Genomic DNA, 20,646 nt, shown 5'->3' on the forward strand with positions numbered 1-20,646 from the left:
CCTTATGAGGAGGTCGTCATTTCGTATCCCCTTTCGTCATTGCGAGCGGAGCGAAGCAATCCAGGGCGGTGTCCACCGCGCTGGATTGCCGCGGCTCTGCGCGCCTCGCAATGACGAAGCGGGGGCAGGCTCAACCCAGCTTGAGCACGCCGTCGATGCGGCGCGGGGCGTTCCACGGGTTGCCGTCGCGCAGGCCCTCGGGGAGCAGGGCAGAGGGCATGTTCTGGTAGCACACCGGGCGCAGGAAGCGCTCGATCGCCGAGGCGCCGACCGAGGTTGTCCGTCCGTCCGAGGTCGAGGGGAACGGGCCGCCGTGGACCATCGCGTGGCACACTTCGACGCCGGTGGGCCAGCCGTTGACGAGGATGCGTCCGACCTTGCGCTCCAGCACCGGCAGCAGTTTGGCAACCTCAGGTTCGTCCTCGGCATCGGGGATCAGGGTGGCGGTGAGCTGGCCTTCGAGGGCGGCGATGACCTTGAGCGCTTCGCCCATGTCGGTCACTGTGATGACCAGCGAGGAGGAGCCGAAGACTTCCGCCCCCAGCGCCGGATCGGCAAGGAAATCGGTGGCGGTCGTCTTGAACAGGGCGCCCTGCGCCTGATGCGGGCCTGTCGGCTCCACGCCGCGCGCCAGGGTGGTGACGGCGCCATGGCCTGCCAGCGCGTTCACGCCCTCCACATAGGCCGAATGGATGCCCGGCGTCAGCATGTCCTGCGCCGCGCTGCCGCCCATCGCCGCCGAGGCCGAGGCGAGGAAGGTATCGAGATCAGGCCCGTCGATGGCGATGACGAGGCCGGGATTGGTGCAGAACTGTCCGGCACCCATCGTCAGCGAGCCGACGAAGGCCGCGCCCAGCGCTTCGGCGCGCGCGGCAAGGGCGGCGGGAAACAGCAACACCGGATTGATCGAGCTCATCTCGGCATAAACCGGGATCGGCTCGGGCCGGGCGGCGGCGGTGCGCATCAGCGCCATGCCGCCGGGGCGCGATCCGGTGAAGCCGACCGCCTTGACGCGGTGATCGGCGACGAGCGCGGTGCCCGCTTCACGCGAGGCGGGCAGGTACGAGAACACGCCCTCGGGCAGATGGCACAGCGCCACCGCGCGCTGGATCGCGCGGGCGACCAGTTCGCCGGTACCGGGGTGGGCGGAGTGACCCTTGACGATCACCGGGCAACCCGCCGCAAAAGCCGAGGCGGTGTCGCCGCCCGCGACCGAGAAGGCGAGGGGAAAGTTGCTGGCCCCGAACACCACGACCGGGCCGAGCGCGACCTTGCGCACGCGCAGGTCCGGGCGCGGCAGCGGCGCGCGCTCGGGCAGGGCAGGGTCGATGGTCAGGCCCGCCCAGCTGCCTTCGCGCAGCACTTGCGCGAACAGGCGCAGCTGGCCGGTGGTGCGGCCGCGTTCGCCTTCGAGGCGGGCGCGGGGCAGGCCCGTCTCGGCCATGGCGCGCTCGATCAGCGGTTCGCCGATGCCGACGATCTCGTCAGCGATGGTTTCGAGGAACACCGCGCGGGTTTCCGGCTCGGCCTCGGCGAAGGCGATCGAAGCGGCGTCGGCCAGTGCGCAGGCGCGCTCCACTTCGGCGAGACCCGCCGTGGTGAAGCGAGGCTCCAGCGTCGCCCCGGTCGCGGGGTTGATCGCGGCATAGCCCGCCTGCGTCTGCGCTTCTTCGCGGCCGATGAGAATGGCGCCGGTGATCATTGCTGCATCCCCTCAGGTCAAGGCTTTGCCCGTGCGTTTCGTATGTCTTTTCCCGGTCTGCCCAAAGCCCCACGCTGCATTGCAGCCACAGGATTTCATCGCCGTCCGAATATGAATGATAGCGCTATCTTTCAAGGGGGTGTCAATGCCTCGTGATCGATCGGCAAAGCGGTCCAGCGACAAGCGCCCCATTGCGGACATGAGCATTCGTGCTCAAGATGCCGTATGCGGTTTTTCAGCAGTGGTGTCTTTTGGGCTTCTCTTGGGATGTGGCAGCCCTCTATCACCTCAAACCGAGTTTGGCTCAGCGCCAAAAAGCAAGAGCGAACCACATCGCGTCTAAAACTAACCCCGAAACTAAAGCCGATATTAGTATGGCAGGCGAGGAGTTCCGCATCCTGAGCGTCATTACAATGAGGAGCGGTGCGATTAAGGTGCCTATCCAAATCACCATAGTCGCAGGATATTTCGCATCCCACAAGGTAAACCCATACGTCAGTCCGACGACTAACATAAATATCGCAAATAACCCGGATGGGATTAGTGAAATCCAAAGCATTGCGCGCAAAAAGAGGGTCAGGATACTTCGTTCCTCTCGATCGATGTCACTCATATCGGCCCAAAACTATCGTGCGCCGCGCTAAGCGCAATGTCTGCAAAGGGGCGTCTCCCGTAAGACCGCTTTTATTCGCGGGTGGTGACTACCGGACAGGCCGATATGGAGCGCAGCCCTCAGCCTCCTAAATGGCTGAAAGGGGTGGTAAGCGGTCATAGGTTAGCTGCTCTGAAGGCGACACAAGTGACATAAAATTTCTGGTGTCATTGGTGCGCGCATATTGATCCCGAGCGCAGTTCCGACACCGGGCACCTCGAAGGCAAGCCTTACCTCCACGCGATCGTCCCGAGGCACGCTGATCTCAGTTAGCCCCCATAGCGACTGACGTGCTCCCCTGAAATGTGACCGATTTTGAGTAGAGTCCGACGAGAAGGAGTCGGACGGAATGAAGCGCAGCAGGTTCAGCGAAGAGCAGATCATCGCGATCTTGAAGGAGCAGGAGGCCGGGATGGCGACAGCGGATGTGTGCCGCCGCCACGGGATCAGCTCAGCGACGTTCTACAAGTGGAAGTCGAAGTATGGCAGCCTGGAGGTGTCGGAGGCTCGGCGCCTGCGCACGCTCGAGGAAGAGAACAGCCGGCTGAAGAAGTTGCTGGCCGAAGCCATGCTCGACAACGTGGTGTTGAAGGATCTGGCATCAAAAAAATGGTGACGCCCGGCGCTAAGCGGGATGCCGTCGCCCATGCCCGTGAGCATCACGGGCTGAGCGAGCGTCGGGCGTGCAACCTGGTTGGCGTGAGCCGGCGGGTGATCCGGTATCGATCGTCGCGTCCGGACTATGGTCCGCTGCGACAGCGTCTGCGCGAGCTGGCGGCCGAGCGTCGCCGCTTACTCGCCGCCATAGAAAGTCTTCTGCTTGCCGTCGAAGCGATAGGCGAGACGCCAGCGCTTCTTGCCGTTGGGCATGACGATGATGTGCAGGCCGCCGGCATCGGATTTCTTGATCGGCTTGTCGCGGGCGGTGAGGGTGGTGAGGATTTGGTCGGTCAGCATGGTCGGCACCTTGGGCTCTGCTGTCGCTGATCCGTTCCTGCCTAGGCCGATTTAGCTGCCTTCGAGGCCTGTTTTACCAACAGGATGACCAACAAATCGCATGACACTGCCTGATCGGAATGGCTCCGGTGTGAGACAGATTATCCGAAATATGTCATTGAAAAAGTAGATTTTTTCGATACCTCTTGAGACCTTGTTGGTCAAAATGGGCCGAAATATTGGCTGGGGCGGCAGGATTCGAACCTGCGAATGCCGGTACCAAAAACCGGTGCCTTACCACTTGGCGACGCCCCAGCGGATCGGCCGTGCATGGCGCCGCCGATCGGGAGAGGGGCGCTTAGCGTGTTGTCCCGGCGCTGGGAAGAGGTTTTCCAGCGTCGGGCACATCATTTTCAGGCGTTCAGCACCGCGTCGATGTCGGCGGCGCTGTGGCGCTCGGGCAAGAAGCCTTCGCCCTTGCGGTTAACGATGCGGCCACGGCGCACCGGCTCGCGCGCGCCCAGTTCCTCGCCCCAGCGCGTGAGGTTCTCGTAGCTCGGGACGTCGAGGAACGTCGCCGCGTCGCCATAGGCGTCGCCGCGCACGAAGCCGCCGAACCAGCCGTAGGCGGCAATGTCGGCGATGGTGTACTCGTCACCCGCCAGATAGCGCGTTTCGCCGAGGCGCTTGTCGGCGACGTCAAGGATGCGCTTGGCCTCCATCGCGTAGCGGTCGATCGGGTACTGGTACTTTTCCGGCGCATAGGCGTAGAAGTGGCCGAAGCCGCCGCCCAGCATCGGCGCGCTACCCATCTGCCACATCAGCCAGTTCATGCATTCGGTGCGGCCGGGGCCGGAGGTGGGCATGAAGGCGCCGAACTTCTCGGCAAGGTGGAACAGGATCGAACCCGATCTCGAACACGCGTACCGGCTCTGGGCCGGACAGGTCGAGCAGGGCGGGGATCTTGGAGTTCGGGTTGATCGACACGAAACCCGAGGAGAACTGGTCGCTGTCCGAGATCGAGATCAGCCACGCATCGTATTCTGCGGCATATCCGGCGGCGAGCAGCTCCTCGAGCATGATCGTCACCTTCTGTCCGTTCGGGGTGCCGAGCGAATGGAGCTGGAAGGGATGCTCCCCGCGCGGCAGTTCGCGTTCGAAGCGGGCACCGGCGGTCGGGCGGTTGATGCCGGCGAACTCGCCGCCGTTAGGCTGGTCCCAGGTCCAGACCTTGGGCGGGGTGTAGGTGAGATCGGCCATGCTGGAACGCTCCTTGGGAGATGGAATACGGCGCACAGGTAGGTTCGCGAGGGGGCGCCGACAAGGCCGGGACATGGCAATAAAGGCGCTCCGTCCGGACGTTCGATCAAGCCGGTACGGTTGACAGCGGGGAGCTTCGCGCGTGCAATCCGCCTATCGGATAAAGGGACGAGGGGAGACCGCGCCATGAACACCACCGTCGCCATGCGGCCGGCAGGTAACCGCACCGTCGAGACGATCCGGGGGCAGCATCACAAGTTCATGCTCATCCCGATGATCGAGCGCAATGCCCGATGGTTCGACGCCGGGCCGGTCTCGATCGCGGTGGAGGCACGGGCGCTGGGGGATTCGCCGCAGCGCATGGTCCGGGGGCCGAGCATCCACGTCTTCAACGCCGCTCGCACCGAAGAATACCTGCGCTTCGATGTTTTCGGGCGGGTGCTGCACTATCACTACATCCTCAATGCAGAGGGGCACAACGTGCTGTGGGGCTACGACCCGGACGTCAACGGGCCGATGATTCCGTGGGTGGTCGCAGCCTTGCTGCACCGGCTGCCGGTGATGCTGCGCCGTGCCGGGACCGAGGTTCTGGCGGACGAAATTGAGCAGCAGGGCTGGGACAGCTCCGTCCTGCCCGATGTCGCACGGGAGGCGGCGGCGGCGCTTGCTCCGCGCGAAGACGACATGGTCAGGGCGCGCGAGGGGATGGACTGGATGTACGAATGGAAACGCATCCATCCGCAGTTCAATACGGTGGAGGAGGGGAGTACTGAGCCTCCCCGAATCCCCTGCTTCAGCCGATCTTGCGGATCCAGCCGTGAGTGTCCGGCGCTTCGCCGCGCTGGATCGACACGAGGCGGTTCTTCAGCTTGCCGGTCAGCTGGCCGGGGCCGCCGGTGCCGATGGTGAAATCTCCATCGCGGCCCGAGACCTTGCCGACCGAGGTGACGACCGCAGCGGTGCCGCAGGCGAACGTCTCGATCAGCTTGCCCGAAGCGGCATCCGCGCGCCACTGGTCGAGGCTGTAGCGGCCTTCCGTCACCGTCAGGCCCTCTTCACGGGCGAGTTGCAGCAGGCTGTCACGGGTGATGCCGGGCAGGATGGTGCCGGTCAGTTCAGGAGTCAGCAGGGTGCCGTCGTCGAACGCGAAGTACAGGTTCATGCCGCCCAGTTCCTCGATCCACTTGTGCTCGGCGGCGTCGAGGAAGACGACCTGGTCATGGCCGCGCGCGATCGCTTCGGCTTGGGGGACGAGGCTGGCGGCGTAGTTGCCGCCGCACTTGGCTGCGCCGGTGCCGCCGGGGGCGGCGCGGGTATAGTCCGAAACCCAGATCGAGACGGCAGGCGCGCCCGACTTGAAGTAGTTGCCCGCCGGACTGGCGATGACGATGAACTTGTACTGCTTGGCCGGGCGCACGCCGAGGAACGCCTCGGTGGCGATCATGAACGGGCGCAGGTAGAGCGACGCGCCTTCGCCCTCGGGAATCCAGGCGCGGTCGATCTGCACCAGCTTCTCGATGGCTTCGACGAACACATTCTCGGGAAGCGCGGGCATGGCGAGACGCTCGGCCGACTGGTTGAAGCGCGCGGCGTTGGCTTCGGGGCGGAACAGCGCGATGGCGCCGTCGGCCTGCTTGTAGGCCTTGAGGCCCTCGAAGATTTCCTGCGCATAGTGCAGCACCGCCGCCGCCGGATCGAGCGGGATCGGCTGGCGAGGGCCGATTACCGCGTCATGCCAGCCCTGACCTTCAGTCCACTCGATCGTCACCATATGGTCGGTGAAATTGGTGCCGAAGCCAGGGTTCGCCAGCACGGCTGCGCGCGTCTCGGCGCTGGCGGGGGCGGGGTGGGCAAGGGTGGTGAAAGTCAGGCCGGCATCGGCGAGAGTCGCCATCGAACGTATCCTCAAGTCTGCAACAGAATTGCGCCGTTGAACGAAAATTTCGCAGAATGCAACCCGGAAGCAATATTGCTACTCAGACATTCAGTCTTAGCACGATGGTCCGGAGAGGCAAATCATCGAAGAATACCCCTCCGTCAGCGACTTCGCCGCTGCCACTTCCCCATCGCTTCGCGACAGGGAGGATCAAGCCCATCCTCCCTGTCGCGAAGCGATGGGAGGGAACCGCCGACGCAGTCGGCGGTGGTGGGGCGCACAAATGAGAAGGGCCGCACCGGCTTGCCGGTACGGCCCTTCGCATGGTCAGCGGCCGGGAAGTGCCGCCAGCGAAGCCTTTATCGCTTGTTTATCAGCGATAATGCCTCGCGACGGGAATTGCCGACCTCTCTGCTGAACCATGAGACATCGGATCACCTCCTTTCGCGCTGTTTAGCCATAGTGCGCCGCTTTCACGGCTGGGACTTCGGCTGCTCCCGGGCGCGTATCCCGAAGGCCGTTGTCTTGAGTGAAATCTGGTATATTCCGCAGCGCACAACAAGTCTTGAAAACTAATTTTTTCAGGTCATGATCTTCGCTTCCGGCCAGTTATCCCCAGCCGCGCGGTGATTTGAAATCGCTGCTTTTGGGGGCTCTGGAGTGCGGCCTGAAATCACCCTTTTTGATGTTGTGCGCGGCTTGGCTCCGTTCGACAGGCTCAGCCTGAGCGGGATTCAAAAGTGATCTCTCAATCCCGCTCACGCTGAGCTTGTCGAAGCCCCGTCGTTAAAGCGCTCCCTCAGCGGCAATCCTCGATCACACGCGAGATTTCGGTCCAGCTCGGCAGGTAGAGCGTGGGCTCTCCGGTCACTAATACGGCGAAGCGGCCGCGACTGAATGCCATGGCGTCGAGCGCCGAATCGCGGGCGGGCAGAGTGACGACCACGCCGCGCGGCGTGGCCGTGCCGGTCAGCGCGCGTGCGCCAGTGGAACTGGTGATCGACATGCCCACCGCTCCTGCCCGGGCGCTGCGGCGCGCAGGAGGGTGACGGTGCGCGCGGTGTCGCACTGGACGATGAACTGGCCGTTCCCGAACGTCGCGCCCGAGGCGGCGCCGTTGCCCGCGTAGCTCCAGTTGCCCGGCGTCTGCGGTGCATCGCGCCAGTCTGCGGCCATTGGCGAGGGCGGCGGGGCAGTCGGAGTCGCCGGGCGGGGCTGCGGTGCATGCGTGGTGCCGGGGCGCGGGGCGGGCGTGCTCGGCGGCGGCGGTACGCATCCCGACAAAGCCGCCGTTGCAGCGAGACCGGTAAGAAGCAGGGCGGAAAGAGGGGTGGCGCGGCTGCGCGGATTTGCCTTCATGCCCGTGGTATGGAACGAGGCGCCGCCCATCTCAAGTGCATACCATCCCATGACCGACACGCCTCGCCCCCGTTCCCCTGACAAGAAACCTGCCAAAGTGCGGGTCGACCAGCTGTTGGTCGATCGCGGGCTGGCGGAGAGCCGTACCCGCGCGCAGGCGCTGGTGCTGGCGGGCCTCGTGTTCTCGGGCGAGACCAAGATCGCCAAGCCGGGCCAGTCGGTGAAGGACGACGCCGCCATCGAAGTGCGCGGCCGCGACCATCCCTGGGTCTCGCGCGGGGGATCAAGCTGGCCCACGCGATCGAGCATTTCGGGCTCGATCCGAAGGGCGCGGTCGCCATGGACATCGGCAGTTCGACCGGCGGCTTTACCGACGTTTTGCTGACCAATGGCGCGAAGCGGGTGTTCGCGGTCGATTCGGGCACCAACCAGCTCGCGTGGAAACTGCGCACCGATCCGCGCGTGACCGTGCTTGAGCAGACCAGCGCTCGCATCCTTACCCCGGAGCAAATCGACGCGCCGTGCGACTGGGTGGTGTGCGACGCCAGCTTCATCGGCCTCGCCAAAGTGCTCGAAGTGCCGCTGCGCCTCGCCGCGCCGCGCTGCCGGGTGGTCGCGCTGATCAAGCCGCAGTTCGAGGTCGGGCGCGGCGAAGTGGGCAAGGGCGGCGTGGTCCGCGACCCGGCTCTCCACGCCCGCGTGTGTGAGGAAGTGCGCGAATGGCTGGAGGGCGACGGCTGGGAAATCCAGGGCATCGTCGAAAGCCCGATCAAGGGTCCTGAAGGAAACTTGGAGTTTCTCGTTTCGGCACACCGGGGTGACTGACTGTTCGCTAACGATTGCGCAGCGGCCCGCCGCGTACCACAAACCGCGCCATTCTTGGGTAAATTCCTGATTCGGGACCTTTTGCGCGCATGAACCTGTTAGCTTCCCCGGCCAGTTGCGCGCCAGCCTGATGCGCTGGCTGCTGGTATGCGTTCCCGTCGTGCTGCTGCTGGGGTTCCTCTCCGGACAAATGGCGGGAAGCGGGCCGGGCAATCCGTGGTTCGACGCATTGGTGAAGCCCGCCGTCTATCCGCCGCCGGTGACTTTCGCGATCGTGTGGTCGGTGCTCTACGTGATGATGGGCGTGGCTCTGGCGATGGTGCTCGCGGCGCGCGGCGCGCGTGGACGCGGGATCGCGGTGCTGGCCTTCGCGGTGCAGTTCGTGCTGAACCTGGCGTGGTCGCCGGTGTTCTTCGGCATGCACCGGATGAGCGCGGCGCTGGTGCTGATCGCGGCGATCCTGCTGGCGGCGGTGGTGACGACGATACTCTTCGCCCGCGTGCGCACTGTCGCGGCGGCGCTGCTACTGCCTTACGTATTGTGGCTGGTCTTCGCGACTTATCTCAACTTCGCGTTCCTGCACGCCAACCCGGGCATGGACGGCGTGCAGCGTTCGAGCGCGGTGGAGCGGTTCGACATCTGATACCCCTTGCGCCTTGCCTTCGCGCGCTCCATTTAGGGCCCATGCAAAGCGAAAACCCCTTCGTCGCCGACTTCGCCAAGATGTTGAACAGCGCCGCCGGCACTCTTGCGGGCATGGGCCGCGAGGCGCGCGATTCCGCGCGTGAGCGCGTGAAGGAGTTCATGGGTGACATGGACTTCGTCAGCCGCGAGGAATTCGACGCGGTCAAGGAACTCGCCGCCACCGCGCGTGCAGAGACGGAATCGCTCAAGGCGCGGCTCGACGCGCTCGAGGCCAAGCTGAGCGCCAACTGATCAGCTTGCGTTATGTGCGCCGGGAACGTTTCTCGCGCACGCAGGGTTGAACATCGCGATAGCCCATGAAAGGCACGCGATGTTCACGCAGCTCAATCCTACTATTCCGCTTCACGTCGTCGGCAAGGGCGATGGCTATGCCATCGGCATGATCGACTACGGGCAGGAGCATAATCTGATCTGGGTCACCGCTCTCGACGGTTCGGGCGAGATCTGGTGTGCGCCCAACCAGACCGTCCGCCTCGGTCGCAACTGGACGATGGGGCGAGTGGAAAACCCCTCATCACCAAGGACAAGCAGGCCGAGCACGCGCGCGCCGAGGTCGAGGAAATTTGCAACTGACGCATTGAACCGGCAGAGGAAGGCGCGATGCACTTTCGCGCCCCCGCCCTTGTCTGCGCCGCCCTGCCGCACGGCGAGAACGCCGTCATTGCGCGCCTGCTGACCGCCGACCACGGCCTCGTCGCGGCCTTCATCGCCGGGGAAGGGGGCGCGAACTGCGGCCGGTCCTGATTCCCGGCAACACCGTCGAGGCGGACGTCCGCTCGAAGTCCGACACCCAGCTTCCCTTCGCCCGCCTTGAACTGCTCCAGAGCCGCGCGCCCTGGATCACGGAGCCGTTGCCCGCCGCCGCGATCGGCTGGGTCACCGCACTCGCGGCCTCGGTCCTGCCCGAGCGGCAGCCGTTTCCCGCTCTCTACGAGGCGCTGTCGGGCGTGCTGGAGGCGATCTGCGTCGCGCCGTCCGCGCGCGGCTGGGCGCTGGGGCTCCTGCGCTACGAAGTGCTGACATTGCGCGAACTGGGCTACGGCGCGCGAATTGCGCGCCCGCCGGAGCACGATTGGCCCGCGCTGCTGGCCACCTTCGACGCCATTGGTCGAGAATTGGCCCGCTACCCGCTTGCCGATCGCAGAAGAGACGTTATGGCGGCGCGCGTCCTGCTGCGCGAGCGGCTGGCTCGGATCGAGGCTTGAGGAAACGACTATGCGCATCGCTGTATTTGCCGGAGACGGGATCGGTCCCGAAGTGACTGCCGAGGCAGTCCGCGTGCTCGAAGCGCTGCAGATCGACGGTCTTGAGCTGGTCGAGGGCGACGTCGGCGGCGCGGCTTATCGCAAGCACGGCCACCCGCTGCCCGCCGCGACGCTCGAGATCGCGCGGTCTTCCGACGCGATCCTGTTCGGCGCAGTGGGCGACTTTTCGCTCGACCACCTGGAGCGCGCGCTGCGCCCCGAGCAGGCGGTGCTGGGCCTGCGCAAGGAGCTGGGCCTCTTCGCCAACTTGCGTCCCGCGACGGTGTTCAAGGGCCTTGAGGACCTCTCCACCCTGCGTCCGGAAGTCGCCGGCAAGATCGACCTGCTGATCGTGCGCGAACTCAACGGCGACGTGTACTTCGGCGAGAAGGGCACCCGCACGCTGGAAGACGGCCGCCGTCAGGGCTGGGACATGATGTCCTACGCCGAGGACGAAGTTCGACGCATCGCCCACGCCGGTTTCAAGGCCGCGCAGGGTCGCTCGAAGAAGCTGTGCTCGGTGGACAAGGCCAACGTGCTGGAAACCTCGCAGCTTTGGCGCGACGTAGTGATCGAGGTTTCGGCCGAGTACCCGGACGTCGAACTGACGCACATGTACGTCGACAACGCGGCGATGCAGCTGGTGAAGAACCCCGGCGCCTTCGACGTGATCGTCACCGGCAACCTGTTTGGCGACATTCTGAGCGATCAGGCCAGCATGTGCGTCGGTTCGATCGGCCTGCTCGCATCGGCCAGCCTCGCGGAAGGCAGCTTCGGCCTCTACGAGCCGATCCACGGTTCGGCCCCGGACATCGCGGGCAAGGGCCTGGCTAATCCGATGGCGACGATCCTTTCGGCCGCCATGCTGCTGCGCCACTCCTTCGGTCTCGAAGCCGAAGCCGCCCGCATCGAAGCCGCCGTTGCCGCTGCGCTCGCGGACGGTATCAAGGGCGGCGACCTCGGCGGCTCGGCCGGCACGAAGGAAATCGGTGACGCGGTGCTCGCGCGCCTGTAAAGGTTGCGCCGCTACGCAATAATCGTTTCTTGACGTTTACAACCTAAAAACAGGGCGCATGAACATTTCCACGACCGATCTCGCGCAGGCTTCCGAAGCCGCCGTTCGCGCAGTTTCGCCGCAGGCGAAGCCGCTGGAACTGGCGGTGGTCCTGCCGACCTACAACGAGCGCAAGAACATCGCGACGATGATCGAGCGACTCGACAAGGCGCTCGCCGGAATCACGTGGGAAGCCATCTACGTCGACGACAACAGCCCCGACGGCACCTCGGACGAGGCGCGCCGCCTGTCGCTGTCCGATCCGCGCGTGCGCTGCATCCAGCGCATCGGCCGCCGCGGCCTCGCCAGCGCCGCGATCGAGGGGATGTGCTCCACCGCCGCTCCTGTCGTCGCGGTGATGGACGCCGACCACCAGCACGATCCCGCGCTGCTGCCGGGCATGCTCAAGGCCGTCGCCTCGGGCGAGTACGACCTCGCCTATGCCTCGCGCTTCGCCGAGGGCGCCAGCACCGAGGCATGGGGCCGCCCCGACCGCGTCAAGGCATCGGGCTTCGCCAACCGCATCGCCAACAAGGTGACCGGAGTGGAGCTGACCGACCCGATGAGCGGCTTCTTCATGCTGCGCACCCAGACCCTGCGCGCCGACGCGCACCGCTTGTCGGGCGTCGGCTTCAAGATCCTGCTCGACATCCTGGCGACGGTGGACACCCCGCTGCGCGTCAAGGAATTCCCCTCAACTTCGCCGCGCGAGCAGAAGGCGAAAGCAAGCTGGACCAGACCGTCGTGTTCGAATTCCTCGTGGGCCTTTACGACAAATGGCTGGGCCGGATCATCCCGACCCGTTTCGCGCTGTTCGGCACCGTGGGCGCCATGGGCGTGGTGGTGCAGCTGGCGGTGCTGTGGACGATGCTCCACGTCGTCTTCGGCGAGCGTTTCGTCTACGGCAACTGGTCCGAGAGCACGACCTTCAACATTGCGAACACGATCGCCGCGCTGGTGGCGATGACGTTCAATTTCGTGCTCAACAACGAACTGACCTATTCGGACAAGCGCCTGCGCGGCTTCGCGCCGTTGATGCGCGGCTGGGCGCAGTTCGCGCTGACCTGCTCGCTGGGCCTGCTCACCAACATCGGTTCGGCCGCCGTGCTCAAGACCATCGGCATCCACGACGTGCTGGCGGTGATCACCGGCGTGCTGCTGGCCTCGGTGTTCAACTTCGCGCTCTCGTCGAAGTTCGTCTGGGGCAAGTACTGATCCCGAACCGCACGCAAGCGGTTCTGCTGGGGCTGACGGCGCTATGGGCGCTCGTCAGCCTCATTGATTCGCCGTACCCGACCCTCGCGCCGCTGCAGAACCTGCCGACGCTGGTGATCGTCGCGGGGTTGTGGCTGGCGCTGCGGCGCTGGCCGATGCCGACGAGCGCTGTAGCCTGCGCCTGCCTGTTCCTGTGGCTGCACACGCTAGGCGGACGCTACATCTATTCCTTCGTTCCCTATGAGGACTGGGCGAGGGCGCTCGGCCTGCCGTCGCCCGCTGCGACGCTGGGATTGCAACGCAATTCGTGGGACCGGCTCGTCCATTTCAGCTTCGGGGCCTGCTGGGTCCATCCCATCTCGGCCTGGCTGGCACGGCACCGCAAGCTCTCGCTTTCGCTGGCGACTTACATCGCGGTCGAGTTCGTGCTGGCGGGCAGCGCGATCTATGAAATCTTCGAGTGGCTGTTGACCGTGTTCATGGCCGGGCCCGACGCGCTTGCCTACAACGGGCAGCAGGGCGATCCGTGGGACCCGCAAAAGGACATGGCGCTCGCCGGGATCAGCGCGGTGGCGGCGGCAGGGTTCCTGCGGCTGCGCACGCGGCTTACCGCCAGCTAGGCAGCCACATCCACAGGTTGTAGGCGTCCTTGAAGGGCAGCGGCCAGCCCGAGATGATCGGGTAGAACACCACGAACAGCGCCAGCGACAGGCCGAAGACCCACCGCGCCACCAGTCGCCAACGGTCGCGCCGGTCCCACAAGGCGTCGAGGCCGAGCGCCAGCAGCGCCATCAGGAACGCGCCCGGCAGCAGGTAGTGGTAGTAGAACTGCACCGGCTTGCCGTTCACCGCCCACATGCCCACGCACACGAAATAGAGCACCGCGAAGAACAGCACGTCCCGGCGGCCGCGGAAGAGGGCGGCCCACACACTCCAGAAGAACGCGAGGAGGCCCGCGATCATCGCCATCGGATTGCCGATCATCACCACGCCGCGGTGCGCGCCGTCGACGTTCTGGAACAGATACCAGATGCCCCGCCAGTCGACGATCCACTGATACCAGTACGTCTTGTAGGGGTGCGGCTTCTTCACGCTATCCTGCAGGCGTACCATCAGTTCGTGCTGTTGGACGAAGCCCCAGGGCGAGAGGGTATGGTGCGGGTAGAACATCGCCGGGATGAACGTCGCCCAGTAGACCGCGATCGGAAACAGGCCGAGCCACAGCGCGGCTTCGAGCAGGCTCACGCCCTTGATCGGCCCGGCCCCGCGCTTGCCGATGAAGACCGGCCCGGTATCCGCGATGCGCATGGCCAGGAAGGCAAGGCCGGGCATCGCCAGTGCCGGAGCACCGCTCCACTTCGCGCCCAGCGACAGGCCGAGGGCCAGGCCGCTCAGGATCAGGTGCAGGCGCGCGATGCCGGTGCGCTTCGCCCGCCAGGCGGCGGCGAACTGCCACAGGCCCACCATGCACATGCCTGCGGCGATCATGTCGAGCATGGCGATGCGGCTTTGCACGAACCACATGAAGTTGGTGGCCAGCAGCGCCGTCGCCAGCACCGCCGCGCGGCGCAGCTGCGTCACGTGCCAGACCAGCCGCGCAAAGGCGAACAGGCCGAGTCCGCCGAATAGTGCCGGGCCGAGGCGCCACGCCAGCGGCTTGTCGCCCAGCAGGTGGATGAAGCCGGCGATCACTTCCTTGGCGAACAGCGGATGTTCGCGGTTGGCGGGGATCAGCTCCAGCAGCTTGAGCGCGGCGGGGACGTAGTGAACCTCGTCGAAGTAGTAGCGCGAGGGGATCGTCAGCCGCCACAGCACCAGCGCCTGGAACGCAGCGACGATGAGAAGGCACCAGCCGAGCGGATCGCGATTTTGACGGGAGAGTGGCATCGGATGCGCGGATAAAGAGGGGCACGGGTTTGGGCAAGCGCTTGAGCGGTTCGCCCCACCCCGTCCGGCTAAGCCGCTTCGCGGCCAAGCCTACCGCCCATCCCGCATGGGGGAGGGGTAGCGAGACTTGGCAGTTTGCTGCCTAGTCGCAGCGGGGTGGGCCCAGCGCGCTTGCACAGACTCGCGCGCGCCCTTAGAGGCTTGCGCCATGAAACGCACCACCGGACAGGACCGCAGCCAGACCCAGAGCTGGCGCCCCGCAACCCGCGCCATCCGCGGAGGCACCTGGCGTTCGGAAATGGGCGAGACCAGCGAAGCGCTGTTCCTGACTTCGGGTTACAGCTACGACGATGCCGCCACGGTCGCCGCCCGCTTCCAGGGCGACGAGGAAGGCATGACCTACTCGCGCCTGCAGAACCCGACGGTGGCGATGCTGGAGGAGCGCATCGCCCTCCTCGAAGGCGCGGAAGCCTGCCGCACCCAGGCCACCGGCATGGCGGCGATGACCGCCGCGCTGCTGTGCCAGCTCTCGGCGGGCGACCACATGGTGAGCGCGCGCGCCGCCTTCGGTTCGTGCCGCTGGCTGGGTGATCACCTGCTGCCGCGCTTCGGCGTCGAGGTGACGCTGGTGGACGCCGGTGACACCGCGCAGTGGGAAGCGGCGATCCGCCCCAACACCAAGGTCTTTTTCTTCGAGACCCCGGCGAACCCGACCATGGGCGTTGCCGATCTTGCCGCTATCGCCGAGATCGCCAAGGCGCACGGCATCACCACGGTCGTCGACAACGCCTTCTGCTCGCCCGCGCTGCAGCGGCCGATGGAATTCGGCATCGATGTCGTCGCCTACTCCGCGACCAAGCTGATGGACGGGCAGGGGCGTGTGCTCGCGGGCGCCGTCTGCGGCTCCGAACAGTTCATCAACGACGTGCTGCTGCCGTTCCAGCGCAACACCGGCCCGAACCTCTCGCCCTTCAACGCCTGGGTCGTGCTCAAGGGCCTCGAGACGCTGGACCTGCGCGCCAAGAAGCAGAGCGAGAACGCGCTGGCTCTCGGCAAGTTCATGGAAGATCGGGTGCCCACGATCCTGCACCCCTGGCTCGACAGCCACCCGGCGCAGGCGCTGGCGATGAAGCAGATGGATGCTTGCGGGCCGATCTTCTCCTTCGTGCTCGACGGCGGCCGCGAACAGGCACACGGGTTGCTCGATGCGCTCAAGCTCATCGACATATCGAACAACATCGGCGACTCGCGTTCGCTGATGTGCCACCCGGCCTCGACCACGCACCACAACATGGGGGCGGAAGGCCGCGAGGCGATGGGCATCGGCGAAGGCATGCTGCGCATCAACGTCGGCCTCGAGGATATCGAAGACCTCAAGGAAGACATGGACCAGGCGTTGAAGGCCATCGGCCTTTAAAGTAGCGCCGACGCGGTCGCGTTGAAGAGCGACTGCCAGTTTAGCCTGCCAGCCCCCGACGCTGGCAGGCCGTTCCCCGATAGCTCAGCGGTAGAGCATTCGACTGTTAATCGAATGGCCGTAGGTTCGAATCCTACTCGGGGAGCCAAAGTCCGATAGCGGAGCAGATTGCCGGAACCTGCTCACTTCTACACGGTTGTAGCCTGAAAGAATCGTGGTTAGGTTGCCCGTGTCATGAAGGAACTGTTCCAGCACTCCGCGATCACCGACGGCCTCACCGTGCGTGTGGCCGTCAATTTCCTGCCCGAGCAATCGCGTATCGAGGCGGGTAAATGGTTCTGGGTGTATCACATCCGGATCGAGAACGAGACCGACCACACGCTGCAACTGATGACCCGTCACTGGCGCATCACCGATGCCAACGGCAAAGTCGATGTGGTCGAGGGCGAAGGCGTTGTTGGCGAACAGCCGTTGCTCGAACCGGGCCGCAGTCACGACTACGTCTCGGGATGCCCGCTCTCGACGCCGCAGGGTTCGATGGAGGGGTATTACACCTTCCGCCGCGATGACGGCACCGAATTCCGCGCCAGCATCCCCTTCTTCCCGCTTGCTGCGCCCGCGACCGCAGGCTGATATTGCCCCGCGCGATTGTGGCGCTTAGGGAAGCGTCATGAAGCGCACGCACCTGCCCCTCAACGCCCTGCGCGTCTTCGACGCAGCGGCACGCCATCTCTCGTTCACCCGCGCCGCCGACGAACTGGCGGTGACGCCCGCCGCCGTCGGCCAGCAGATCCGCGCGCTGGAAGACCTGCTCGGCGTGGTGCTGTTCCGCCGGACCAGCAAGGGGCTGGAACTGACCGAAGAGGCGGGCGCCGGCCTTGCCGCGCTGCGCAGCGGGTTCCTCCATTTCGAGGACGCCGTGCAGGCTATGCAGGCGGGGCAGTCGAGCCACGTCTACACCATCGCCTGCCCGCGCGAGTTCTTCGCCGCCTGGCTGGCACCGCGCCTTGCCGCATTTCGCGCGGCAGAATCCGCAAGTGCGATACGTGCTGGTCGATGGCGAGATGACGGATTTCACAGAAGCTAACCTCGACCTCGCGGTGCGCTGGACGGATGGGCCGGGCGACCTTGAGGGCGTGGCGCTCGGTAGCGCCGAATGGGTCGAGGTCGGCTCGGGCGACTGGATCGGCTGGCCGGGCGACCCCGAGCCGGACGGTGAGGGAGAAGAGGCCAAGCCGCCGGTCGTGGTGAGCGATGCCGGGCAGGCGATCGCCGCCGCGCTGGCCGGGATCGGCCGTGCGCGCATTCCGGCGCTGCTTGCGGCGGGCGTCGCCGGGCGCGATGCGGCGGTAGGTGAACCTACGCCGAGCCGTCGTGGCTATTGGCTGGTCGCGCCCACGCCGCAATGGCGGCAGAAGAAGGTCAAGGAACTCGTCGCGGCGCTTACCGGAGATCAGTGAGACCGCAACCTCGCGCACGGTCCTTCGACAAGCTGAGGACGAGCGAGGTTTGGTAAAACCACCATCGTCATTGCGAGCGTAGCGAAGCAATCCGGGGCGGCTCAAGACTGCCCTGGATTGCTTCGCTACGCTCGCAATGACGATCGGTTCGGTTCGCGCTCAGGCTGAGCCCATCGAAGCCCCGGCGTGCGGGGCTTGACCGTTCAACCCAGCAGCGCGGCTTCCTTCTCCGCCAGCAGGCGGTCGATCTCGGCGCGGCTCTTCTTTTCCGCCGCCGTCTTGAGCTGGCCGCAAGCCGCATCGATGTCGCGCCCGCGCGGCGTGCGGACCGGCGCGGAAATCCCGCCCTGGAACACGATCTCCGAGAACGAACGGATGCGCTCGGGCGTCGAGCATTCGTAAGGCGCGCCGGGCCAGGGGTTGAACGGGATCAGGTTCACCTTGGCGGGCAGCTTGTAGTGCTTGAGCAAGCGGACCAGTTCGCGCGCGTCGTCATCGCTGTCGTTCTTGTCCTTGAGCATCACGTACTCGAAGGTGATGCGCCGCGCGTTGCTGGCGCGCGGATAGTCGGCGCAGGCCTGCAGCAACTGCTCGATGCCGTACTTCTTGTTCACCGGCACGATCTCGTCGCGCACTTCCTTGGTCACCGCGTGGAGCGAGACGGCAAGGTTGACGCCGATCTCCTCGCCGCAGCGCTCCATCTGCGGGATCACGCCCGAGGTGGACAGCGTGATGCGGCGCTTCGACAGGGCGAGCCCGTCGCCGTCCATCACCAGCTTGAGCGCATCGCGCACGTTGTCGAAGTTGTAGAGCGGCTCGCCCATGCCCATCATCACGATGTTGGTCAGCAGGCGGCCGCTGGGGTGGTAGCCGCCTTCCTCGTCATCGTCGTCACCAATGTCGTCCATCAATGCGGCGAGGCGGCGACTGTCTTCGGCGTTCTTGGGCCACTCACTGAGCGAGATCGCGCGCCAGCATGACCTGGCCGACGATCTCGCCCACGGTCAGGTTGCGCACGAGGCGCATGGTGCCGGTGTGGCAGAAGCGGCAGTTGAGCGTGCAGCCGACCTGCGAGGAGACGCAGAGCGTCCCGCGATCGGCGTCGGGGATGAACACCATCTCGAAGTCGTGCGCGTCTGCCGTGCGCAGCAGCCACTTGCGGGTGCCATCGCTGGAATGCTGCGCCTCGACGATCTCCGGGCGGCCGATGACGAAGCGCTCCGCCAGCCAGGGACGCATGGTCTTGGCGATGTCGGTCATCGCCTCGAACTCGGTCACGCCGCGGTGGTAGAGCCAGTGGTAGACCTGCTTGGCGCGCAGCTTGGCGGCCTTCACGTCCAGTCCCGCGCCCTCGAACAGCTCGGCGATGCGCTTCTTGGGCAGGCCGATGAGGTCGATGCGCCCGTCCTCGCGCGGGGTCACGCCGTCCACCAGTGAAGGACGCGCCACGGTCATCGGGTCGACGTTGCCCGGGATCGGCGTGAGGCCGGCGGCGGTCGAGACCGCTGCGGGGGAGATGTGCTGCTCTGACATGATCGGCGGGCATATAGTGCATATCGCCCCGAAACGGAAGATGCGTGCCCATGCGAGCGAACGCGCGGGCCTGCGCGAACGGCGAGCGCTTCGCCAGGTTCCCGTCACACATCGCGCAAGGAACTCCGTCCATCGACGCAGTGTTGCGAAAAAACATCAACGATTTCGTTGTGTTAGGTTCAGGAAACTCCGGACCGTAGATCGGCTTTTGACCAGTCCAAGGCGGGGCGACCCGCTCACTGGCACCCGATGGGCAAGCGGGAACAGCCCGCCTCACGGGATCGTTTTTGGAGTACCGTTTATGAAGAAGATCCTTGTTTGTCTCGCCGCAGGAACCGCCATGGCCTCGGCCGCTCCGGCTTTCGCGCAGAATGTCGCGCCGGTCGATCCTTTTTCGCAGTTCCACGTCGAGGCGCTGGGCGGCTACGACGCCACCAAGGCGAGGAGCAGCGTTGACGACGACGTCAACGAGGACAACAACAAGACGGTCGACGGGTTCACCTACGGCGTCGGCGCGGGCTACGACTTCCGCGCGGGCAACCTTGTGGTCGGCCCCGAGGCAGAAGTGACCTGGTCCACCGCCAAAACCCGCTTCAACGACGGCGAGTTCGAGGGCTTCGGCCTCGGCAACGTCAAGGCGAACCGTGATCTCTACGTCGGCGCGCGCGTCGGTTACGTGATCAGCCCGAAGACGATGCTCTATGCCAAGGGTGGCTACACGAACGCCAAGTTCGACGTTCGCAGCACCTTCGGCACGGTCGACACCAATCGCGACATCGATGCCGACGGCTGGCGCATCGGTGCGGGCGTCGAGCAGGCGGTGACGAACAACGTCTTCGCCAAGATCGAGTACCGCTACTCGAACTACAGCAAGGGCGAGATCGACTACACGAACGAAATCCCCGACAGCCAGCGCTTCAACCTCGACCTCGACCGTCACCAGGTCATGGCGGGCGTGGGCGTGCGCTTCTAAGGTTTCACGACCTCATGGCGAGGGAAGGGCGGGGCCGTGGCTCCGCCCTTCTTCTATCTGAGCCGGGAGCAGCCGATCAGCGCGGCGTCCATGGCGGAAGCGGCCCCGGGCAGGACATACGTATCGCCGAAAGGCAGCCCCCGGTCGTCGCGCGCGCCGATGGTCATCGTGCGGGCAGAGCGCATGGCGGCGCTGATCGCGGCGTTGTCGGCATCGCTGCGCGGCCATGCATCGCCGCCGCCGCCGGTCAGTTGCAGGCGCCTGTCACCGATGCGAAGGGTGATCACCGCATTCTGCGCGAGCTTGCGCGACAGCCGGAAATGCACCTGCCCCCGCGCTCCGCGACTCGGCCATGTGCCGATCGCCGCGTAAGGCTGGTAGTCACGCCGCTTTGCGCTCGGCTCGGCCTTGGCGATGGCGTAGCAGCGCGGGACGAGCGGATCGCGAAAGGCGCCCCATGTGCCGTAGAGGCCGAGGCTCTCGCGGGCCTGTGCCGAGGGGGCGAGCGCAAGGCATGACAGGGACAGGAGAGCTGCGAAGCGAAGCAT

The 20,646-nt window shown here is 65.5% G+C and carries 16 protein-coding genes, 2 tRNA genes and 8 pseudogenes; 16 read left to right on the plus strand and 10 right to left on the minus strand.

The features are described from left to right. Positions 1-130: 130 nt before the first annotated feature. Complete coding sequence (locus KZO24_RS03915) at positions 131-1,702, minus strand: aldehyde dehydrogenase (NADP(+)) (protein ID WP_486486896.1); 1,572 nt, start codon at positions 1,700-1,702, stop codon at positions 131-133. A 209-nt stretch (positions 1,703-1,911) separates the two neighbouring features. Here KZO24_RS03915 and KZO24_RS03920 point away from each other — a divergent pair, with 209 nt between their 5' ends. Together KZO24_RS03920 and KZO24_RS03925 are read left to right on the plus strand one after the other, a co-directional pair. Continuing rightward, positions 1,912-2,346 carry a hypothetical protein gene (locus KZO24_RS03920; protein WP_271182295.1) on the plus strand — a complete coding sequence of 145 codons (435 nt, stop codon included), beginning with the start codon at positions 1,912-1,914 and terminating at the stop codon, positions 2,344-2,346. 357 nt (positions 2,347-2,703) lie between these two features. Continuing rightward, a pseudogene (locus KZO24_RS03925) lies at positions 2,704-3,146 on the plus strand (transposase); the annotation flags it as partial. On the opposite strand, the gene KZO24_RS03930 reads toward KZO24_RS03925, so the two are convergent. The 3 genes and pseudogenes from KZO24_RS03930 to yghU form a co-directional block, all read right to left on the minus strand. Beyond that, complete coding sequence (locus KZO24_RS03930) at positions 3,147-3,311, minus strand: Arm DNA-binding domain-containing protein (RefSeq protein WP_271181215.1); 165 nt, start codon at positions 3,309-3,311, stop codon at positions 3,147-3,149. Positions 3,312-3,530: 219 nt separating this feature from the next. After that, positions 3,531-3,605: transfer RNA gene (locus KZO24_RS03935), tRNA-Gln, on the minus strand. 98 nt (positions 3,606-3,703) lie between these two features. Beyond that, positions 3,704-4,550: pseudogene (yghU, locus tag KZO24_RS03940) on the minus strand (glutathione-dependent disulfide-bond oxidoreductase). Between the two features lie 186 nt (positions 4,551-4,736). Between yghU and KZO24_RS03945 the strand changes: the two are divergent. Continuing rightward, positions 4,737-5,459 carry a DUF7700 domain-containing protein gene (locus KZO24_RS03945; RefSeq protein ID WP_486486897.1) on the plus strand — a complete coding sequence of 241 codons (723 nt, stop codon included), beginning with the start codon at positions 4,737-4,739 and terminating at the stop codon, positions 5,457-5,459. On the opposite strand, the gene KZO24_RS03950 is transcribed toward KZO24_RS03945, so the two are convergent. From KZO24_RS03950 to KZO24_RS03960, 3 genes are all read right to left on the minus strand, one after another. Further along, on the minus strand, positions 5,344-6,444 hold the full coding sequence (locus tag KZO24_RS03950) for a branched-chain amino acid aminotransferase (protein ID WP_271181212.1): 1,101 nt from the start codon (positions 6,442-6,444) through the stop codon (positions 5,344-5,346). The two genes, KZO24_RS03945 and KZO24_RS03950, sit on opposite strands and share 116 nt — an antisense overlap. Positions 6,445-7,225: 781 nt before the next feature. After that, on the minus strand, positions 7,226-7,432 hold the full coding sequence (locus KZO24_RS03955) for a hypothetical protein (RefSeq protein WP_486486898.1): 207 nt from the start codon (positions 7,430-7,432) through the stop codon (positions 7,226-7,228). Further along, positions 7,396-7,836: a hypothetical protein gene (locus KZO24_RS03960; protein ID WP_486486899.1), complete on the minus strand. Its 441-nt coding sequence runs from the start codon at positions 7,834-7,836 to the stop codon at positions 7,396-7,398. The genes KZO24_RS03955 and KZO24_RS03960 overlap by 37 nt, the downstream gene beginning before the upstream one ends. Here KZO24_RS03960 and KZO24_RS03965 point away from each other — a divergent pair. The 8 genes and pseudogenes from KZO24_RS03965 (at position 7,835) to KZO24_RS04000 (ending at position 13,448) form a co-directional block, all read left to right on the plus strand. Next, positions 7,835-8,610, plus strand: a pseudogene (locus tag KZO24_RS03965) (TlyA family RNA methyltransferase). The gene KZO24_RS03960 and the pseudogene KZO24_RS03965 sit on opposite strands and share 2 nt — an antisense overlap. Before the next feature lie 130 nt (positions 8,611-8,740). Further along, on the plus strand, positions 8,741-9,253 hold the full coding sequence (locus KZO24_RS03970) for a TspO/MBR family protein (protein WP_486486900.1): 513 nt from the start codon (positions 8,741-8,743) through the stop codon (positions 9,251-9,253). A gap of 41 nt (positions 9,254-9,294) precedes the next feature. Beyond that, on the plus strand, positions 9,295-9,546 hold the full coding sequence (locus KZO24_RS03975; protein WP_271181208.1) for an accessory factor UbiK family protein: 252 nt from the start codon (positions 9,295-9,297) through the stop codon (positions 9,544-9,546). A gap of 79 nt (positions 9,547-9,625) precedes the next feature. Next, positions 9,626-9,814, plus strand: a pseudogene (locus tag KZO24_RS03980) (hypothetical protein); the annotation flags it as partial. Positions 9,815-9,915: 101 nt separating this feature from the next. Then, positions 9,916-10,520, plus strand: a pseudogene (recO, locus tag KZO24_RS03985) (DNA repair protein RecO). Positions 10,521-10,530: 10 nt separating this feature from the next. Next, positions 10,531-11,574 carry a 3-isopropylmalate dehydrogenase gene (gene leuB / locus KZO24_RS03990; protein ID WP_271181206.1) on the plus strand — a complete coding sequence of 348 codons (1,044 nt, stop codon included), beginning with the start codon at positions 10,531-10,533 and terminating at the stop codon, positions 11,572-11,574. A gap of 58 nt (positions 11,575-11,632) precedes the next feature. Beyond that, positions 11,633-12,828, plus strand: a pseudogene (locus KZO24_RS03995) (glycosyltransferase). A 62-nt stretch (positions 12,829-12,890) separates the two neighbouring features. Then, complete coding sequence (locus KZO24_RS04000; protein ID WP_486487137.1) at positions 12,891-13,448, plus strand: DUF2238 domain-containing protein; 558 nt, start codon at positions 12,891-12,893, stop codon at positions 13,446-13,448. Here the strand turns inward: KZO24_RS04000 and KZO24_RS04005 are convergent. Continuing rightward, positions 13,435-14,715 (minus strand): phospholipid carrier-dependent glycosyltransferase, encoded by a 1,281-nt coding sequence (locus KZO24_RS04005; RefSeq protein ID WP_271181203.1) that lies wholly within the window; start codon positions 14,713-14,715, stop codon positions 13,435-13,437. The genes KZO24_RS04000 and KZO24_RS04005 overlap by 14 nt on opposite strands. Positions 14,716-14,923: 208 nt before the next feature. On the opposite strand from KZO24_RS04005, the gene KZO24_RS04010 reads away from it, so the two are divergent. The 4 genes and pseudogenes from KZO24_RS04010 (at position 14,924) to KZO24_RS04025 (ending at position 17,592) form a co-directional block, all read left to right on the plus strand. Further along, entirely contained in the window at positions 14,924-16,132 is a 1,209-nt protein-coding gene (locus KZO24_RS04010) for a trans-sulfuration enzyme family protein (RefSeq protein ID WP_271181202.1), read from the plus strand. Between the two features lie 73 nt (positions 16,133-16,205). Further along, positions 16,206-16,280: transfer RNA gene (locus KZO24_RS04015), tRNA-Asn, on the plus strand. Positions 16,281-16,366: 86 nt separating this feature from the next. Next, complete coding sequence (gene apaG / locus KZO24_RS04020; RefSeq protein WP_008831267.1) at positions 16,367-16,765, plus strand: Co2+/Mg2+ efflux protein ApaG; 399 nt, start codon at positions 16,367-16,369, stop codon at positions 16,763-16,765. Between the two features lie 37 nt (positions 16,766-16,802). Next, positions 16,803-17,592 (plus strand): annotated as a pseudogene (locus KZO24_RS04025) (LysR family transcriptional regulator). Positions 17,593-17,795: 203 nt separating this feature from the next. Here KZO24_RS04025 and rlmN read toward each other — a convergent pair. Beyond that, positions 17,796-19,125: pseudogene (gene rlmN, locus KZO24_RS04030) on the minus strand (23S rRNA (adenine(2503)-C(2))-methyltransferase RlmN). Positions 19,126-19,426: 301 nt separating this feature from the next. On the opposite strand from rlmN, the gene KZO24_RS04035 reads away from it, so the two are divergent. Next, positions 19,427-20,098 carry an outer membrane protein gene (locus KZO24_RS04035; RefSeq protein ID WP_486486901.1) on the plus strand — a complete coding sequence of 224 codons (672 nt, stop codon included), beginning with the start codon at positions 19,427-19,429 and terminating at the stop codon, positions 20,096-20,098. A gap of 53 nt (positions 20,099-20,151) precedes the next feature. Here KZO24_RS04035 and KZO24_RS04040 read toward each other — a convergent pair whose 3' ends face one another. After that, positions 20,152-20,646, minus strand: coding sequence for a hypothetical protein (locus tag KZO24_RS04040; RefSeq protein WP_271181199.1), 495 nt, complete (start codon positions 20,644-20,646; stop codon positions 20,152-20,154).

Source organism: Novosphingobium sp. NFX11 (assembly GCF_057376415.1).

Bases quoted from the DNA above. Each gene is read 5' to 3' on its own strand.
- KZO24_RS04035 (WP_486486901.1), top strand. From the start codon at position 19,427: ATGAAGAAGATCCTTGTTTGTCTCGCCGCAGGAACCGCCATGGCCTCG.
- KZO24_RS03955 (WP_486486898.1), bottom strand. From the start codon at position 7,432: ATGTCGATCACCAGTTCCACTGGCGCACGCGCGCTGACCGGCACGGCC.
- KZO24_RS03960 (WP_486486899.1), bottom strand. From the start codon at position 7,836: ATGGGATGGTATGCACTTGAGATGGGCGGCGCCTCGTTCCATACCACG.
- KZO24_RS04040 (WP_271181199.1), bottom strand. From the start codon at position 20,646: ATGCTTCGCTTCGCAGCTCTCCTGTCCCTGTCATGCCTTGCGCTCGCC.
- KZO24_RS04010 (WP_271181202.1), top strand. From the start codon at position 14,924: ATGAAACGCACCACCGGACAGGACCGCAGCCAGACCCAGAGCTGGCGC.
- KZO24_RS03915 (WP_486486896.1), bottom strand. From the start codon at position 1,702: ATGATCACCGGCGCCATTCTCATCGGCCGCGAAGAAGCGCAGACGCAG.
- leuB (WP_271181206.1), top strand. From the start codon at position 10,531: ATGCGCATCGCTGTATTTGCCGGAGACGGGATCGGTCCCGAAGTGACT.
- KZO24_RS03950 (WP_271181212.1), bottom strand. From the start codon at position 6,444: ATGGCGACTCTCGCCGATGCCGGCCTGACTTTCACCACCCTTGCCCAC.
- apaG (WP_008831267.1), top strand. From the start codon at position 16,367: ATGAAGGAACTGTTCCAGCACTCCGCGATCACCGACGGCCTCACCGTG.
- KZO24_RS04005 (WP_271181203.1), bottom strand. From the start codon at position 14,715: ATGCCACTCTCCCGTCAAAATCGCGATCCGCTCGGCTGGTGCCTTCTC.
- KZO24_RS03975 (WP_271181208.1), top strand. From the start codon at position 9,295: ATGCAAAGCGAAAACCCCTTCGTCGCCGACTTCGCCAAGATGTTGAAC.
- KZO24_RS03930 (WP_271181215.1), bottom strand. From the start codon at position 3,311: ATGCTGACCGACCAAATCCTCACCACCCTCACCGCCCGCGACAAGCCG.
- KZO24_RS03970 (WP_486486900.1), top strand. From the start codon at position 8,741: ATGCGCTGGCTGCTGGTATGCGTTCCCGTCGTGCTGCTGCTGGGGTTC.
- KZO24_RS03945 (WP_486486897.1), top strand. From the start codon at position 4,737: ATGAACACCACCGTCGCCATGCGGCCGGCAGGTAACCGCACCGTCGAG.